Source organism: Agrobacterium sp. S7/73 (assembly GCF_019355535.1).
Taxonomy (GTDB): Bacteria; Pseudomonadota; Alphaproteobacteria; order Rhizobiales; family Rhizobiaceae; genus Agrobacterium; species Agrobacterium tumefaciens.
In genome coordinates this window covers 2,417,068-2,430,485 of sequence record NZ_CP072136.1, presented here as the reverse complement: position 1 = coordinate 2,430,485, position 13,418 = coordinate 2,417,068, and the positions used below count along the sequence as shown (strand labels likewise).

17 protein-coding genes are annotated in these 13,418 nt (G+C 59.0%); 2 read left to right on the top strand and 15 right to left on the bottom strand.

The window, feature by feature from the left end; genetic code table 11:
- Window positions 1-46 precede the first annotated feature (46 nt).
- From J5276_RS12035 to J5276_RS11965, 15 genes are all read right to left on the bottom strand, one after another.
- Window positions 47-1,057: a flagellin gene (locus tag J5276_RS12035; protein ID WP_003515059.1), complete on the bottom strand. Its 1,011-nt coding sequence runs from the start codon at window positions 1,055-1,057 to the stop codon at window positions 47-49.
- Window positions 1,058-1,429: 372 nt separating this feature from the next.
- Window positions 1,430-2,167: a flagellar type III secretion system pore protein FliP gene (fliP, locus tag J5276_RS12030; RefSeq protein ID WP_003515060.1), complete on the bottom strand. Its 738-nt coding sequence runs from the start codon at window positions 2,165-2,167 to the stop codon at window positions 1,430-1,432.
- Complete coding sequence (locus tag J5276_RS12025; protein WP_111804389.1) at window positions 2,164-2,664, bottom strand: flagellar basal body-associated FliL family protein; 501 nt, start codon at window positions 2,662-2,664, stop codon at window positions 2,164-2,166. The genes fliP and J5276_RS12025 overlap by 4 nt, the downstream gene beginning before the upstream one ends.
- A gap of 28 nt (window positions 2,665-2,692) precedes the next feature.
- A complete protein-coding gene (flgH, locus tag J5276_RS12020) occupies window positions 2,693-3,409 on the bottom strand; it encodes a flagellar basal body L-ring protein FlgH (protein ID WP_112154763.1) in 717 nt (238 codons plus the stop codon).
- Entirely contained in the window at window positions 3,406-3,942 is a 537-nt protein-coding gene (locus tag J5276_RS12015; protein WP_013635472.1) for a MotE family protein, read from the bottom strand. Before J5276_RS12015 ends, flgH begins: the two co-directional genes overlap by 4 nt.
- Window positions 3,939-5,060 (bottom strand): flagellar basal body P-ring protein FlgI, encoded by a 1,122-nt coding sequence (locus tag J5276_RS12010; RefSeq protein ID WP_013635473.1) that lies wholly within the window; start codon window positions 5,058-5,060, stop codon window positions 3,939-3,941. Before J5276_RS12010 ends, J5276_RS12015 begins: the two co-directional genes overlap by 4 nt.
- Window positions 5,057-5,545, bottom strand: coding sequence for a flagellar basal body P-ring formation chaperone FlgA (flgA, locus tag J5276_RS12005; RefSeq protein WP_013635474.1), 489 nt, complete (start codon window positions 5,543-5,545; stop codon window positions 5,057-5,059). The genes J5276_RS12010 and flgA overlap by 4 nt, the downstream gene beginning before the upstream one ends.
- A 20-nt stretch (window positions 5,546-5,565) precedes the next feature.
- A complete protein-coding gene (gene flgG, locus J5276_RS12000) occupies window positions 5,566-6,354 on the bottom strand; it encodes a flagellar basal-body rod protein FlgG (RefSeq protein ID WP_003515079.1) in 789 nt (262 codons plus the stop codon).
- A gap of 122 nt (window positions 6,355-6,476) precedes the next feature.
- Window positions 6,477-6,812: a flagellar hook-basal body complex protein FliE gene (locus tag J5276_RS11995; protein WP_003515080.1), complete on the bottom strand. Its 336-nt coding sequence runs from the start codon at window positions 6,810-6,812 to the stop codon at window positions 6,477-6,479.
- Complete coding sequence (gene flgC / locus J5276_RS11990; protein WP_003515081.1) at window positions 6,809-7,228, bottom strand: flagellar basal body rod protein FlgC; 420 nt, start codon at window positions 7,226-7,228, stop codon at window positions 6,809-6,811. Before flgC ends, J5276_RS11995 begins: the two co-directional genes overlap by 4 nt.
- Before the next feature lie 3 nt (window positions 7,229-7,231).
- Complete coding sequence (gene flgB / locus J5276_RS11985) at window positions 7,232-7,624, bottom strand: flagellar basal body rod protein FlgB (protein ID WP_003515082.1); 393 nt, start codon at window positions 7,622-7,624, stop codon at window positions 7,232-7,234.
- Between the two features lie 238 nt (window positions 7,625-7,862).
- Window positions 7,863-8,435 carry a hypothetical protein gene (locus J5276_RS11980; protein ID WP_013635475.1) on the bottom strand — a complete coding sequence of 191 codons (573 nt, stop codon included), beginning with the start codon at window positions 8,433-8,435 and terminating at the stop codon, window positions 7,863-7,865.
- A 3-nt stretch (window positions 8,436-8,438) separates the two neighbouring features.
- Entirely contained in the window at window positions 8,439-9,845 is a 1,407-nt protein-coding gene (fliI, locus tag J5276_RS11975; protein WP_112154762.1) for a flagellar protein export ATPase FliI, read from the bottom strand.
- A gap of 11 nt (window positions 9,846-9,856) precedes the next feature.
- Window positions 9,857-10,591 (bottom strand): flagellar basal-body rod protein FlgF, encoded by a 735-nt coding sequence (gene flgF, locus J5276_RS11970; protein WP_112154761.1) that lies wholly within the window; start codon window positions 10,589-10,591, stop codon window positions 9,857-9,859.
- A 1-nt stretch (window position 10,592) separates the two neighbouring features.
- Window positions 10,593-11,372, bottom strand: a complete 780-nt coding sequence (locus J5276_RS11965; protein ID WP_003515087.1) for a DUF1217 domain-containing protein — start codon at window positions 11,370-11,372, stop codon at window positions 10,593-10,595.
- A gap of 184 nt (window positions 11,373-11,556) precedes the next feature.
- On the opposite strand from J5276_RS11965, the gene motA reads away from it, so the two are divergent.
- The gene (gene motA / locus J5276_RS11960; RefSeq protein WP_003515090.1) at window positions 11,557-12,429 is read left to right on the top strand and encodes a flagellar motor stator protein MotA; all 873 of its coding nucleotides are present in this window, start codon (window positions 11,557-11,559) and stop codon (window positions 12,427-12,429) included.
- A complete protein-coding gene (locus J5276_RS11955; RefSeq protein WP_003515092.1) occupies window positions 12,426-13,385 on the top strand; it encodes a FliM/FliN family flagellar motor switch protein in 960 nt (319 codons plus the stop codon). Before motA ends, J5276_RS11955 begins: the two co-directional genes overlap by 4 nt.
- Window positions 13,386-13,418: the final 33 nt, after the last annotated feature.

The following is a 13,418-nucleotide window of genomic DNA, read 5'->3' as shown; positions in this document are numbered from 1 at the left end:
CCGCGCCCTTTCGGGCGCGGCTCGACTTTTGTAATTTTCGGTCCGATTAACGGAAGAGCGACAGGATGTTCTGCGAGTCGCTGTTGGCGATCGACAGAGCCTGGATTGCCAGCTGCTGCTGCGTCTGCAGAGCCTTGAGGCGGGTCGACTCTTCGTTCATGTCGGCGTCAACCAGACGGCCGATACCCTTTTCCATCGTTGCCGTCAGCTTGGAAACGAAGTCGCCCTGCATCGAGATGCGATTGGAGACCGCGCCCAGATCGGCAGCAGCGCTGTTGAGGGTTTCAAGCTGCTTGTCAACGTGGGTGATGAGCTTGTCGAGGATGTCGTTGTCCGTTGCAGCGGCAGTGCCGAGCATGGTGGCACCAGCGCCCTTGTAGATGCTCAGGTCGGAAATATCGAGGTTCGAAACCGACTGCTTAACGCCGTCTGCGACAGCTGCCTTGTCGAGGATGCCCGTACCCTTGCCGTCTGTTACAGCGCCGGTATCGAACAGAACGTTCGAGCCGCTGAGCTGCAGATCGACGCGCTGAACCTTGACGGCGCCAGCGGAGTCACGGGTGAAGGAAGCAACAACCTGCTTCTTCAGGTTGGCAATAGCCGCATCGTCAGTACCGGCAGCGAATGCTGCGCCGTCGTTGGATGCTTTCGTCTTCAGCCAGTTTTCACCGTTGAAGGTCGCGGAGTCGGCGATCGACGTCAGCTGCTTCTGGAGCTGGCCGATTTCCTTCTGGATCTTCTTCTTGTCGGCAGTCGGGTCCTGGGCAAGGATCAGCTTGTCCTTGATTTCCTGAACGACCTTGATCGTCGCTTCCATGCCGGAGTACGCGGTGTCGACCTTGGCTGCGCCGATGCCGAGTGCGTCAGAAACGGTGGAGAGCGCCGAAGCGTCCGAACGCATCGTGGTCGCGATGGACCAGTAAGCGGCGTTGTCGGAGGCGGAGCCTACCTTCAGGCCGGTCGAGATACGACCCTGCGTGGTCTCCATGTTGTTGCCGATCGAACGCAGCGTCTGGAGAGCAGCCATAGAGGAGGCGTTGGTGAGAATGCTTGCCATAATATTTTGTCCCTTGTTTTTACGAGATACTGGAGTTGGGGACATTCCGGACTTTGTATTACCGGTCACAACGTTTCGGCTTCATGCCACTCGGTTCCGAATTACTTGCCTTTGGAAACCAAACCCGCTGTGTGTAGGGAGAATTTGGCAGCAAAGAATTGCCCAATTGTTAATTTGAGCACTAAGAAATACTAGAAAATACTTATGGTTACTGCGACGTATATTTAATTGGTAAGTTTTTAATTTAAAATTATAGTTATCTGACCCCTAGCAAAAACGGTAACCAAAGGGTTAAAATGCGAAAACCCCGCAGCCGTGGGGCTGCGGGGTTAACAAACAGGATTAACGAAGATTATTTCGGCACAATTGCCGTCAGTTGAACGATCTCACAAGGCTGCCGACCAGCAGGTTCCAGCCGTCGATCAGCACGAAAAAAAGGATCTTGAACGGCAGGGAAATCGAGGTGGGTGGCAGCATCATCATGCCCATGGCCATGGTGATGGTGGCGACGATGAGATCGATGACCAGAAACGGCAGGATGATCAGGAAACCGATCTCGAAACCGCGCCGGATTTCCGAAAGCATGAAGGCCGGAACGAGCACGCGGTAGTCGACCACATTGTCGGTCATCACGACCTGTCCGCGCTCGCGGGCGATATCGACGAACAGCTTCAGATCCTTGTCGCGCGTATTGGCGTTCATGAAGGTACGGAAGGGTTCGGCGATGCGCCCAATCGCCTGCTGTTCGTTGATCTGGTTCTGCAGCAACGGCTGCACGCCGTCTGTCCAGGCTTTATCGAAGGTCGGCGACATGACGTAGAAGGTCATGAACATCGCCATCGACAAGAGGATCATGTTCGACGGGGTCGAGGCAAGCCCCATGCCGGAGCGCAGGATCGAAAAGGCGATCACGAAGCGCGGAAAGCTCGTGACCATGATCAGGATGCCCGGCGCGACTGACAAGACAGTCAAAAGGCCGAAGGTGCGAATGATCCATGCGGCGACGGATCCGTCTATCTGTGTATTGAACAGATCGGTCGGAAATTGCTGGGCGTTGGCAAGGCCCGGCAAAGCCAAAAGAACAGCGATGGTAACAAGAAATCGAATCATTCGATGACAAAGGTCCGGAACATGACCTTGGATACGCGCCCTTGAGAGCGCAGGTCAACTCGTTCCTGAATGTCATCCTTAAGATATTGAAAGCCGCGCGGGCCTTCCAGCTGCTGAAGGGAAACGGTGCGGACGTAGGCCATGATATCCTGATGGATATCCTCCGCGAGATTGACCTCTACCGGACCCTTGAACATCAGCGCCACTTCAAGCCGCACCCAGTTCGTGGATGGGTATGCAAGGTTGGTGGTGATGGGATCGAGCTGGACGATACCGTTCGCCTCTGCCGGGATTTTATCGATGCCCTCGCCCTTCTTCTCGCCATGTTCGCCGGCGGCAACCGGGGCATGCGCCTCGGCGCCGGCGATCTTCGGGGCGACCATGCCGCCCACGAACCAGCCGCCGCCCGCACCCAGCAGGGTGAGGATTGCAACGCCAGCGATGGTAATGACCATCGGCGAGGATTTTTTCTTGCCCTCAGTCTGTTCGTTTTCCATGGGTCAGTCCCGCTTTCGCATGTCGGCGTCAGAGCGGCGAGAACAGGTCGACGACCTGCTGACCGACCGGGGGTTGCTGCACTTCCGTCAGGCGGCCGCGGCCACCGTAGGAGATGCGCGCCTCGGCGATGCGCTCGTAGGAGATCATGTTCTGCGCATCGACATCCTGCGGCCTGACGATACCGCCGACGTTGAGGATGCGGATTTCGTGATTCACGCGCACTTCCTGCGAACCGCTGATGATGAGGTTGCCGTTTTCGAGAATGCCGGTCACCACGGCCGCCACCATCAGCGTCAGCTTTTCGGAACGCTTGGTCTTGCCCTTGGCCTGGGTGTCTGTATCGGAGCCGTATTTGATGTTGGAATCTGCCTCCGGCGCCCAACCTAAGATTTCCGCCTTTGCCTTCCAGTTCAGGCCGCTGGAATTAGTACGGTTGCGCTCGGTTTCATTGTCGAAATCGGCCTTGTCGTTGATCTGGATGTTGACGGTCAGGATGTCGCCGATGTTAAGCGCACGTAGATCCTTGAACAGCGCACCCTGGCTGTCGCTCCACAACGAATAGCCGCTCGCCATGTGCTTTGGCTGCTTCGGATACATGCCCATCTGCGGCGTCTGGCTGAATTGCAGGCCGCTGCCGATCGGGCTCATCGCGGGAGCGTTGCCGATTTCCTTAAGGGTCTGGTTGTTCTGGCAGCCGGCAAGCAGGGCAAGCGGCAGGAGGAGGGCCGGAAGACGCGGGGTCATGAAGGATCCTTCGAAGTGTTTTTGTCGATTGCCTGCGACATGATGCCGGCGACGATTGCGGCTTTCTGAGCATCCATTTCACTGAGGATGAGGCCCGATTGGCGCGGCGGAAGCTGCATGATGATGGCAGCCGCGATTTCCACATGCATCTTCTCGAGCTGCGGTGCTGCGGCATCCGCCTTCATCGTCTTGTAGATATCGACCAGATTGCTTTTCGCCTGCTCGAGGAAATGATTGCGGCGTGCCAGCCAGTCCTCATATTCCGCCTTGCGGTCCTGCAACGCGGAAATGCGCTCGTTGACGTCAGCCTGAAGCTTTTCCAGCTCCTGCTTCTGCATGAGATAGCGCTGGTCGCGGGCCGCATCGGCAATATTGGTGCAGAATTTTTGGATTTCATCCTGCGTGCTGAGTTCGGACACCACGTTTTGCTGGCTTTCGGCGCCGGCGGCGGGCAGCAGGAAAAGCAGCGAGGCAACGGCCGCGAACCGGGTAAAGCCGTTCCTGAAAGCAGTTTTCTTCTGAAGTTCCATCATTGCAGCACGAGCTCCGCCTGAAGGGCGCCGGCGGATTTGATGCCTTGCAGAATGGCGATGATGCCGTCCGCCTTGAGCCCGATGCTGTTGAGACCGGCAACCAGCGTGCGAAGGTCAGGGCCTTCGACGATGGCGACCTTGCTGCCTTCCTGCAGTGCCATGATATCCGTCTGCGGTTGCACCGCCGTCTCGCCGCGCGAGAAGGGCGCCGGCTGGATGACCTGCGGCGATTCCGTCACCTGCACGGTAAGCGTTCCATAGCTCACCGCCACGCGGGAAATACGCACATCCGCGCCGATGACGATCGTGCCCGTGCGCTCGTTGATCACGACTTTCGCCGGCGTATCCGTCTGGACCGTCAGGTTTTCGATTTCCGCCATCAACCGCGTCAGGTCGGCGGTGCGGGGCTTCTGCACCGAGATTTCCTGCGAATCGCGCGGTTCGGCGATGCCATCACCGTAACGGGCGCGGGCAAAGGCGTTAACGACATCGGCGACGCGCACCGCGGTCGAAAAATCGGGATTGCGCAGCTGAAGGACCAGATTGACCGAATCCTTGAATTTCGACGGCAGTTCCCGCTCGATGATCGCGCCGTTCGGCACACGCGCCGAGGTCGTTACGCCCTGCGTCAATGTCGCTGCATCGCCCTGTGCCGAAAAGCCGTTGACGATCAGTGCTCCCTGCGCGACCGCATAGATCTGCCCGTCTGCACCGGAAAGCGATGTCATGATGAGGTTGCCGCCGCGAAGCGAGGAGGCGTCGCCGAGTGAGCTGACCGTCACGTCTACACGGCTGCCGGGGCTGGCGAATGGCGGCAGGTTGGCCGTCACCATCACGGCGGCGATGTTCTTGGCATTGGACTGGCCGCCCTGCGTGGTGATGCCGAGGTTCTGCAGCATGGCGCGCATGGACTGTTCGGTGAAGGGTGAAGAGCGCAGGCTGTCGCCGGTGCCCTGTAGGCCCACGACGAGACCATATCCGATCAGCTGGTTGTCGCGTCCGGCCTGCAGGGATGCGATATCCTTGATACGGGACGTGTCTGCCTGGGCTGGCGGCGTCGAGAGGAAGGGCAGGGCCGAAATGACCAGAGCCGCACAGAGGATACGAAGCACTTTCATTTCGCCATAACCTGAATGGTTCCGTCCTTCATGACGGTACCGCTGACCATCACGCCGGAATCGATGTTGCGTACCCTTACGACCTCGCCGAGCGAGCCGTCGCTCATGGGCGTTCCGGACGCCATCAGCGTCATGTTGCCGATGTGGAAAACGAGTTTGACGCTCGTGCCGCGCACCACAAGTGACGGTTCCCGAAGCGCTGCAATGGGGATTGTGCGGCCGGGAAGCAATGTCTGCTTGGAGATCATGCCTTCCACTTCGCTGATATCGCTCGCGTAACCAGCGGAAATGTTGGGGTTGGTCACTTCCACCGGCTTCACCTGTTCGGGCGTGATCGTCTCGCCCGGATAGATCGTGCGAGTAGGAACCAGCGCCGTCGGTGCCTGTGCAAAAGCGGGAGCCATGGCACCCAGTGAAAAGGCAGACGCAAGGCACATACGGACGAGTGCCGTTCTGCAGCTGCTATGTTTCCGGCCAAACCTCATGTCCGCCTGCCTTTCCGTTCTTACTTCAGGTTCTTGCTGACAATCGAAGCCATTTCGTCAGCGGTGGTGATGACCTTGGAATTCATCTCGTAGGCGCGCTGCGCCGTGATGAGGTCGGTGATTTCCTTGACGGCATCGACGTTCGAGCCTTCGAGGTAGGATTGCTTGATGTAGCCGTAGCTCGGATCGTCAGGCACGCCGATAACGGCGGCGCCGGAGGCCGGCGTCTGGGAAAAGAGGTTGTCGCCGAGCGGCTTCAGGCCCGCCTCGTTGGCAAAGTTGGCGATGGTCAACTGGCCGAGTTCAGTGAAATCCGCAGCGTTGCCGATGCGGGCGGTCACCTGACCCGTGCGGGTGATGGTGATGTCCTGCGCGTCGGTCGGGATATTGATGTTCGGGATGACATTGTAGCCATCAACCGTCACGAGGTTGCCGTCAGCATTCTTGTTGAAGGCGCCGGCGCGGCTGTAGAGCGTCGAACCGTCGGCCGCCTCGATCTGAAACCAGCCCTGGCCGATGATTGCCACGTCGAGCTTGTTGCCGGTTTCGATCAGGTTGCCCTGGGTGTGGATGTTGCGCACCGCGGAAGTCTGCACGCCGAGGCCGATATTGGCTCCCTCAGGCACAATAGCCTGGTTGGCACGGTTCGGCACACCCTGCATGCGTTCGGTCTGGTACAGAAGATCGGTAAACTCTGCACGCGCGCGCTTGTAGCCGGTGGTGTTGATGTTGGCGATGTTGTTGGCAATGACTTCCAGATTGGTCTGCTGGGCGTCCATACCGGTGGCAGCGATGGCAAGAGCTCTCATGTCATTTTTCCTGCGGGGCTAGAGCATTTCCAGTAAAGGCGCGGAGCGGTTCTGCGTCCGGAAAGTGCTTAAAAACAAAGGCCTAGAGCGCGGCCAACGATTGGCGTCAAACCGGACGCGCTCTAGATCTGCATCTTGGTAATGTCGAGATAGGCCGACACGATCTTGTCGCGGAACGCGATGGCCGTTTGCAGGGACTGCTCGGCCGAAAGCACGGCATCGACCACTTCGCGTGTGTTTGCCTTGCCCTGAATACCTTCGAAGGAGGCCACTTCCGCCTTCTTCAGGTTGTTCATCGCATCCGTCGACATATTGCCGAGAACGCTTGCGAAGCTTGCGCCCGTCTGCTGGGCGGGCGTCGTCTGCTGGCTGCCGAAAATGCTGTCGGTCAGCGAAGAGACGTTGCTCGTGCCACGCGTGAGCGAGAGGGAACCGAGTTGTTTGATGCCGTCGATCATTGCGATGCTTTCAGAAGGTCGATGGTGGAGGCGACGAGGTCGCGTGTCTGGCGGATGACCTGGAGGTTGGCGTCGTAGCTGCGGTTGGCTTCGCGCATATCCGCCATTTCGATCAGAACGTTGACGTTCGGCATCTTGACCATGCCGCTGGTGTCGGCGGCCGGATTGCCGGGGTCGTATTCATGGACGAAATCGCCGCGGTCGACGCCAAGCTTCTTTACCGTCACGCGCTGCACGCCGCTTACGCGGTCAAGCTCGGAGCCGAATGTCACGGTCTTGCGGCGATAGGGGTCGGCGCCAGGCGTGTCGCCGGTCGATCTTGCGTTGGCAATGTTTTCCGAAACGATACGCAGTCGGGTGGACTGCACTTCCAGGCCGCTGCCCGCGATCTTGCTCGCCGCACTCAAGGGATCCATGGTTTACCTCTTTACCGTCATCAGCATCATGCGATGGAAGGATTTGACGAGACTGGCGTTCAGGTCGTATTGCCGCTTGATCTCGCCGGTCTTGGTCATTTCCTCGGCAAGCGCGACCGAATTGCCGGACTCCTGCATGCCGATCTCGTTATTGATCGGGTTGTCGCGCACCGCGATATTTTCGCTGAGCTCGCTAGCACCGAAATGGGCGGGATGGGTCTTCGCCATGCCAACCTGCTGGCTGGTGGCCTGCATGACCGCTTCGAAAGGACTGACATCCTTGGCGTGAAACTTGGGTGTGTTGGCGTTGGCGATGTTGGTCGCCACGACTTCCTGCCGCACGCTCAGCCATTCCGCTTGGCGGGAGGCCAGATCGAACAGTTGAATCGGTTGCATAGACTTCTCCATCTCGTATGGCCCGAACCTACGGTGCTAATCTTGCGTCAGACTTGCGGTGAGGGGCGCAGGTGCGGAAGCACTGGAGAATCTGATCCCGAAGGCGATTGCGGAAACAAAAATGGCGCGCCGTTAAATGCGGCACGCCTTGGGATCGAATAGTGGATTGCGAAGACGTCTCCGTCCTGCCGGACTGGATCCGGCGACGGCAGCAGACTTCAGCAGAGTGCCGGTCTGGCTACTTCTCGGGATGATAGGTTTTACCGGAAGAAGTCTCTATCATCCACTCGCCGTCGCGCTGCTCGATTTTGGTCAGGCGCGCATTGTCGGGCAATGTGGAGCCCACCCGTACCATATACATGCCCGATCCGTCCTCGATGAGGGCGCGGCCGTTGGAGACATGCAGCAGGCGGAAGGAGGTCTGGCCGGGGAAGGGCTGGTCTTCAAGCCCTGCGGCGAGATTGTTCTGCTTTTCCTTACCCTTTTCGCTGACCGTCGCCGTCGTCAGCATGTCCGGCAATTCGCCGGGGGCTGGCGCGTCTTCCTTGTTGCGATTGGTCATGGCCAGGGGCGAAACGCTGAAGACTTCACGCGGACCGGTATGGGGCAGGTCGCGCGTGCGGTCGCCGTCTGCCACTCTCATTCCAAACTTGTCCTCGTTGAAGAACACGTACCAGGGGAAAAATGCGGCGGCGGCGGCAAGTCCTATTCCCGTCCACGCCAGAATACGGTCGGGCGTGAAGAAGGGAGGCTGCGGCTGTACGTTCTCGAGGTCGCTATCGTCGATCTTGTCGATCTGTTTCTTTTTCACGGGTCAGCCTCTCATTCTCGGGTTTACCTGTGGCTGATTATTTTGCACTCCACCGCGCAACGCGGTCGCCAGATCGGCGTAGGCGTCCTGCGCCGCCGGTTCATTCGGAAGCTGTTTCAGCGTTTCATAGATGATCGGAACCTGTTTCACCGCCATGTCGAGATCGGGATCGGTGCCGGGTCGATAACCGCCGATGAGGCGCAGATCCCGCGTTTCCTCAAAGCGGTGCACCAGCGCTTTCAGACGCGACACCAGCTTTTCCTGATCCGGGGTCCATGCCTTCTTGGCGAGACGCGAGATCGAGGCCAGAGGATTGATCGGTGGATAGCGGCCTTCTTCTGCAAGGCTGCGATCCAGCACGATGTGGCCGTCGAGAATACCGCGGGTCGAATCGGCAATCGGATCGTTGTGGTTGTCGCCGTCCACCAGAATGGAGACGATGGCGGTGATGGTACCGCTGCCTTCGGCGCCGGGTCCCGCCCGCTCCAGAAGGCGCGGCAATTCGGTGAAGACCGAGGCCGGATAGCCGCGTGCCACCGGCGGTTCACCCGAAGCGACCGCCACTTCGCGGATCGCATGGGCAAAACGGGTCACGCTGTCGATGATAAGAAGGACGTTGTCGCCCCTGTCACGGAAATATTCGGCAATGGTGACGGCCGAAAGCGGCGCCATCTTGCGCAGCATCGGGCTTTCGTCGCTGGTCGCGACAACGGCGACGGACTTGCCCATATTCTCGCCCATCGTATCTTCGATGAACTCGCGCACTTCGCGACCGCGCTCGCCGACAAGCCCGATGACGACCTTGTCGAAGGCATCGGCCTTGGCAAGCATCGATAGCAGCGTGGATTTGCCCACGCCTGAGCCCGCAAAAATGCCGAGACGCTGACCAAGGCAGAGAGGCGAGAAAATATCGATTGCCCGGACACCCGTCTTGAATGGCGTCTCCACCCGCTTGCGCGTCATCGACGGCGGTGCACTGCTGGAAATCGGACGGCGCTCCGTGCCTGATGCAAGCGGACCCTTGCCATCGATGGGTTCGCCAAGCGCATTGATGGTGCGGCCGCACCAGCTGTCGTCAGGCGCAACGCGGAAGGCACCCTTGCGGATGACGGTGTCGTGAATGCCAATCGGCTCGCCCGGTTCGATGGGGCAGACGTAGCAGATATCGGGTTCCACACGCACGACTTCGCCGAGATGGATACCGGTCGCGCTGCGATGGGCGACGAACTCGCCCAGCCTCACATGCCGCGACAGGCCGGAAACCGTGTAGTGTCCGGCGGCGATGGTGCGGACATGGCCGCCCGGCGCCACCGAAAACTCCGGATCGGCATAGTGCCCGGCAAGGCTGGCCAGCAGGGCGAGCTTCGGTGAAATCGCGTCGACCGTGAGCGTGGATTCCGGCATTGTCATCGCTCAGTTCCTTAACGTGCGCCGCCAAGCGTCTTGATGGCATCGCCGAAAGTGGATTCGGTATCGCGCATCAGCGACGAAATGCTCTCGAAGGCCCGGTTGACCTGGATGAGCTGCGTCATCTGGGAAATGCCGTTGACGTTCGACTGCTCGAGATAACCCTGAACGACGCCGACCTCGTGATTGTTGACGACCGCCGTCGGCGGGGCCACGGGCTTCACGCCGCTATTGGGATGGCGCAGGAAGCCTTTCGAGAAATCCGCCTGGAAGATACCGAGCGTGGCGACGATGTTGTCGTTCTGCCTGATCGCACCATCGAGACTGACGGTGATCGGGCCACCATTCGCATTGAGCTGGATGGGACCGCCGCCGGCGTCGAGAACCGGATAACCGCTTGAGGAGATGAGCGCGCCGTCCGGGCGCATGGTGAAACGCCCGTCGCGGCTCAGGATCTGGCCGTCTGGCGTGTCCATCGCGAACCAGGCATCGCCCTTGATGGCGAAATCGAAACTATTGCCAGTCTGTTCGAAGGCGCCCTGACGGGTGGAGAGATAGTCGTTACCCTGCGATACGAACGCCACCTTGGCATTCATGTCATTGTGGTTCTTGGCGACCATTTCGTCGAATTTCACTTCGGAACCGCGGAAACCCACCGTGTTCGCATTCGCCATATTGTCGGAAATGGTGGTGAGACGACGCTCCAGCGCAATCTGCGAGGAAAGGGCGACGTATAGTCCGGATTGCATATCATTTGCCTCCGAGTTTCAGGGAGTTGATGGAGATCAGCAGGTCCGGGGAAATGCCGTAGCCGCTGGAGGAGCCGAAAACGGCCAGAGGATCATAGGTCGTGGAGGGATTTTGCATTTCCCACATGATGGTGAAACGCTCGAGCAGCTTGCCGACCTTTTCAGGATTTTGCAGATCCTTGATATTGATGGATTTTTCGATGAGCGCGGCCTGTTTTTCGACGCTTCCTGCCGCAATTTCGTCAGGCAGGTTGTAGGCGGTGCGGAACACCTGCGCGAGCGCGTCGTCGGCTAGAAAATCGAGACCCGATTTGATCGTTGGTGCCTTGCGCTCGAAGTAAAGAGCAAGCCGGACACCGTTATTGTCGCCGCCCGCCTCCTGCTCCAGCGTCTGGCGGGTGTATTTGCTGATGATGCCGGACTGGGCCGCTTCGGTCGCAGTTGCAGCTGCACCGAGACTTGCAAAGTCGAGCGATTTCGCAAGGTCCGAATAGCGGCTGTCGGAAAGCTTGTTGGCGAAGGCGTTCTTGTCGGCCGTGCCTTCGGTCAGCACCTTGCGGATGAAGGCTTTCGCATACGCCATGTCCTCGAGGCCGTTAGCTTTCAGCGCATAATTGTAAAGACGGGTATCGGCCATGAAGTCGTCGACGGATTTCACGCTGCCGATCTTCGACCGGTAATATTCGGTTTCGCGCGCCACGTCGGGTTGCTTCGACACACGCTCAAGCGATTTGCCGATGTCCTGACTGATCAGTCTGTAGCTGGTGTAGGTGGAAGTCACTGAACCGCCGCTCTCGTTTGATCCCGATACCAAGGCGCACGTCCGCCTTTGTCGGGATAATGCCGGATGTTGCTTGTGCGAAACTGGCTGCGGCGACGAGGGAAAGAGGCCCCGCGGACAGGTTCACGCAAGCCACATTTTCTAGAGATGGCGGCATGGAACACTGTTCGGGCGTGGTCGATCAATGAATATTGTAATTGGACTTATAATCACCTTCGGCTGCATCATCGGCGGCTACATGGCGATGGGCGGCCATCTGGACGTGCTGGTTCAGCCGTTCGAATTGTTGATTATCGGCGGTGCCGGCCTCGGCGGCTTCATCATGGCAAACCCGATGAAGGTCGTGAAGGATTCGGGCAAGGCGCTCGGCGAGGCCTTCAAGCACTCGGTCCCGAAGGAGCGCAACTATCTCGACGTACTCGGCGTACTTTATTCGCTGATGCGCGACCTGCGCACGAAATCGCGCAACGAGATCGAGGCGCATATCGACAATCCGGAAGAATCCTCGATCTTCCAGAGCGCACCCTCGGTGCTGAAAAACAAGGAGCTGACGTCGTTCATCTGCGACTACGTCCGCCTCATCATCATCGGCAACGCGCGCAGCCACGAAATCGAAGCACTGATGGACGAGGAAATCGAGACCATCCTGCACGACAAGCTGAAACCTTACCACGCGATCACCACCATGGGCGATTCCTTCCCCGCCATCGGTATCGTCGCGGCGGTTCTCGGCGTCATCAAGGCCATGGGCAAGATCAACGAATCACCGGAAGTGCTGGGCGGCCTCATCGGCGCCGCACTGGTGGGCACCATGCTCGGCATCATCCTGTCCTATTCGATCTGCAACCCACTCGCTTCGCAGGTCAAGATCGTCCGCACCAAGCAGCACCGCCTCTACATCATCGTCAAGCAGACGCTGATCGCCTACATGAACGGCTCGGTGCCGCAGGTCGCGCTTGAATACGGGCGCAAGACCATCTCCAACTACGAGCGGCCGTCCATCGACGCCGTCGAACAGGAGATGATGAACCCCGGCGGCGAAAACAAGGCGGCATGACCATGGCTAAAGCTGCACAGCAAAGAGCACCCGTCATCGACACGTCGCTGCTCGCGAAACTTACCGGCGGGCTTTCCGACCGCAAGACAATCGCGAAGGTCGGCTCCGATATCGGCCATCTCTACAGCGAATTCCTGCCTGATATCTTTCACAGCGAGACCGGCATTGCGATAGACGTCGAATATATCGGCTCCGAATCGGGGCTGATGACCGATCTCATCGCCAATATCGGCGGCAATTTCTCGGTTGCGGATTGTTCTCTGCGCAACTGGTGCCCCAATTTCATGATGGCGGTCGGCAACGGCTTCGTCATCGCGCTCATGGAGCGCATGCTGGGCGCCGCCGCCGACACCATCGGCGAGCCGGACGAGCGCAGCCTGTCCCACATCGAACTCGACCTGGCGGCCATGGTTCTCGGGCGCATCGGGGGTGTCCTGCGGTCGGGCGTCAACGCGCCGGGCGGTTTCGAGGCGACGATCGACCCGCCCTTTACGGCCAATGGAAAAAGCGCCTTCGAGGAGATGATCGCCGGCCTCTACGGCGTGACAGTCCGCATGAAGATCGCCATCGGCAAGGTTTCTTCGGAATTCGCGCTGATCGTGCCGCAGCGGCCCCTGCTCAAGACCTCCATCGCCGCTCCCAAGGCTTCAGCCCAGGCGCTGAAGAAGCAGGCGGAATGGGTGGATTTGATCTCTGAGCAGGTGAAAAGATCGCAGGTAACGCTCGAGGCGCGCATCAAGCTCGAAACCTTGACCCTGCGGACGATCTCCAGGCTGGTGGCTGGCGACGTCATTCCGTTTCAGGATCTGAAGCAGGACGACATCGGCGTCGAGGTCAGCGCCAACGGCTCCAAGCTCTATAATTGTGAATTCGGCAAGTCCGGCGACCGCTACATGGTTCGGGTAAAGAACAATGTCAGCACGGACGACGAGATCTTGCGACATCTGATGGGTTAAAACCTGTCCACCTTTTTTGGGTTCTGGGCAGGC

Coding starts and splice junctions, on each gene's coding strand:
- flgH (WP_112154763.1), bottom strand. CDS start 3,409: ATGACCCCGCGTCTTCCGGCCCTCCTCCTGCCGCTTGCCCTGCTTGCC.
- J5276_RS12025 (WP_111804389.1), bottom strand. CDS start 2,664: ATGGAAAACGAACAGACTGAGGGCAAGAAAAAATCCTCGCCGATGGTC.
- J5276_RS11995 (WP_003515080.1), bottom strand. CDS start 6,812: ATGATCGACGGCATCAAACAACTCGGTTCCCTCTCGCTCACGCGTGGC.
- J5276_RS11955 (WP_003515092.1), top strand. CDS start 12,426: ATGACCATGGCTAAAGCTGCACAGCAAAGAGCACCCGTCATCGACACG.
- flgC (WP_003515081.1), bottom strand. CDS start 7,228: ATGGATCCCTTGAGTGCGGCGAGCAAGATCGCGGGCAGCGGCCTGGAA.
- J5276_RS12010 (WP_013635473.1), bottom strand. CDS start 5,060: ATGAAAGTGCTTCGTATCCTCTGTGCGGCTCTGGTCATTTCGGCCCTG.
- flgF (WP_112154761.1), bottom strand. CDS start 10,591: ATGCAATCCGGACTATACGTCGCCCTTTCCTCGCAGATTGCGCTGGAG.
- flgA (WP_013635474.1), bottom strand. CDS start 5,545: ATGAGGTTTGGCCGGAAACATAGCAGCTGCAGAACGGCACTCGTCCGT.
- motA (WP_003515090.1), top strand. CDS start 11,557: ATGAATATTGTAATTGGACTTATAATCACCTTCGGCTGCATCATCGGC.
- J5276_RS12015 (WP_013635472.1), bottom strand. CDS start 3,942: ATGATGGAACTTCAGAAGAAAACTGCTTTCAGGAACGGCTTTACCCGG.
- J5276_RS12035 (WP_003515059.1), bottom strand. CDS start 1,057: ATGGCAAGCATTCTCACCAACGCCTCCTCTATGGCTGCTCTCCAGACG.
- fliI (WP_112154762.1), bottom strand. CDS start 9,845: ATGACAATGCCGGAATCCACGCTCACGGTCGACGCGATTTCACCGAAG.
- fliP (WP_003515060.1), bottom strand. CDS start 2,167: ATGATTCGATTTCTTGTTACCATCGCTGTTCTTTTGGCTTTGCCGGGC.
- flgB (WP_003515082.1), bottom strand. CDS start 7,624: ATGCAACCGATTCAACTGTTCGATCTGGCCTCCCGCCAAGCGGAATGG.
- flgG (WP_003515079.1), bottom strand. CDS start 6,354: ATGAGAGCTCTTGCCATCGCTGCCACCGGTATGGACGCCCAGCAGACC.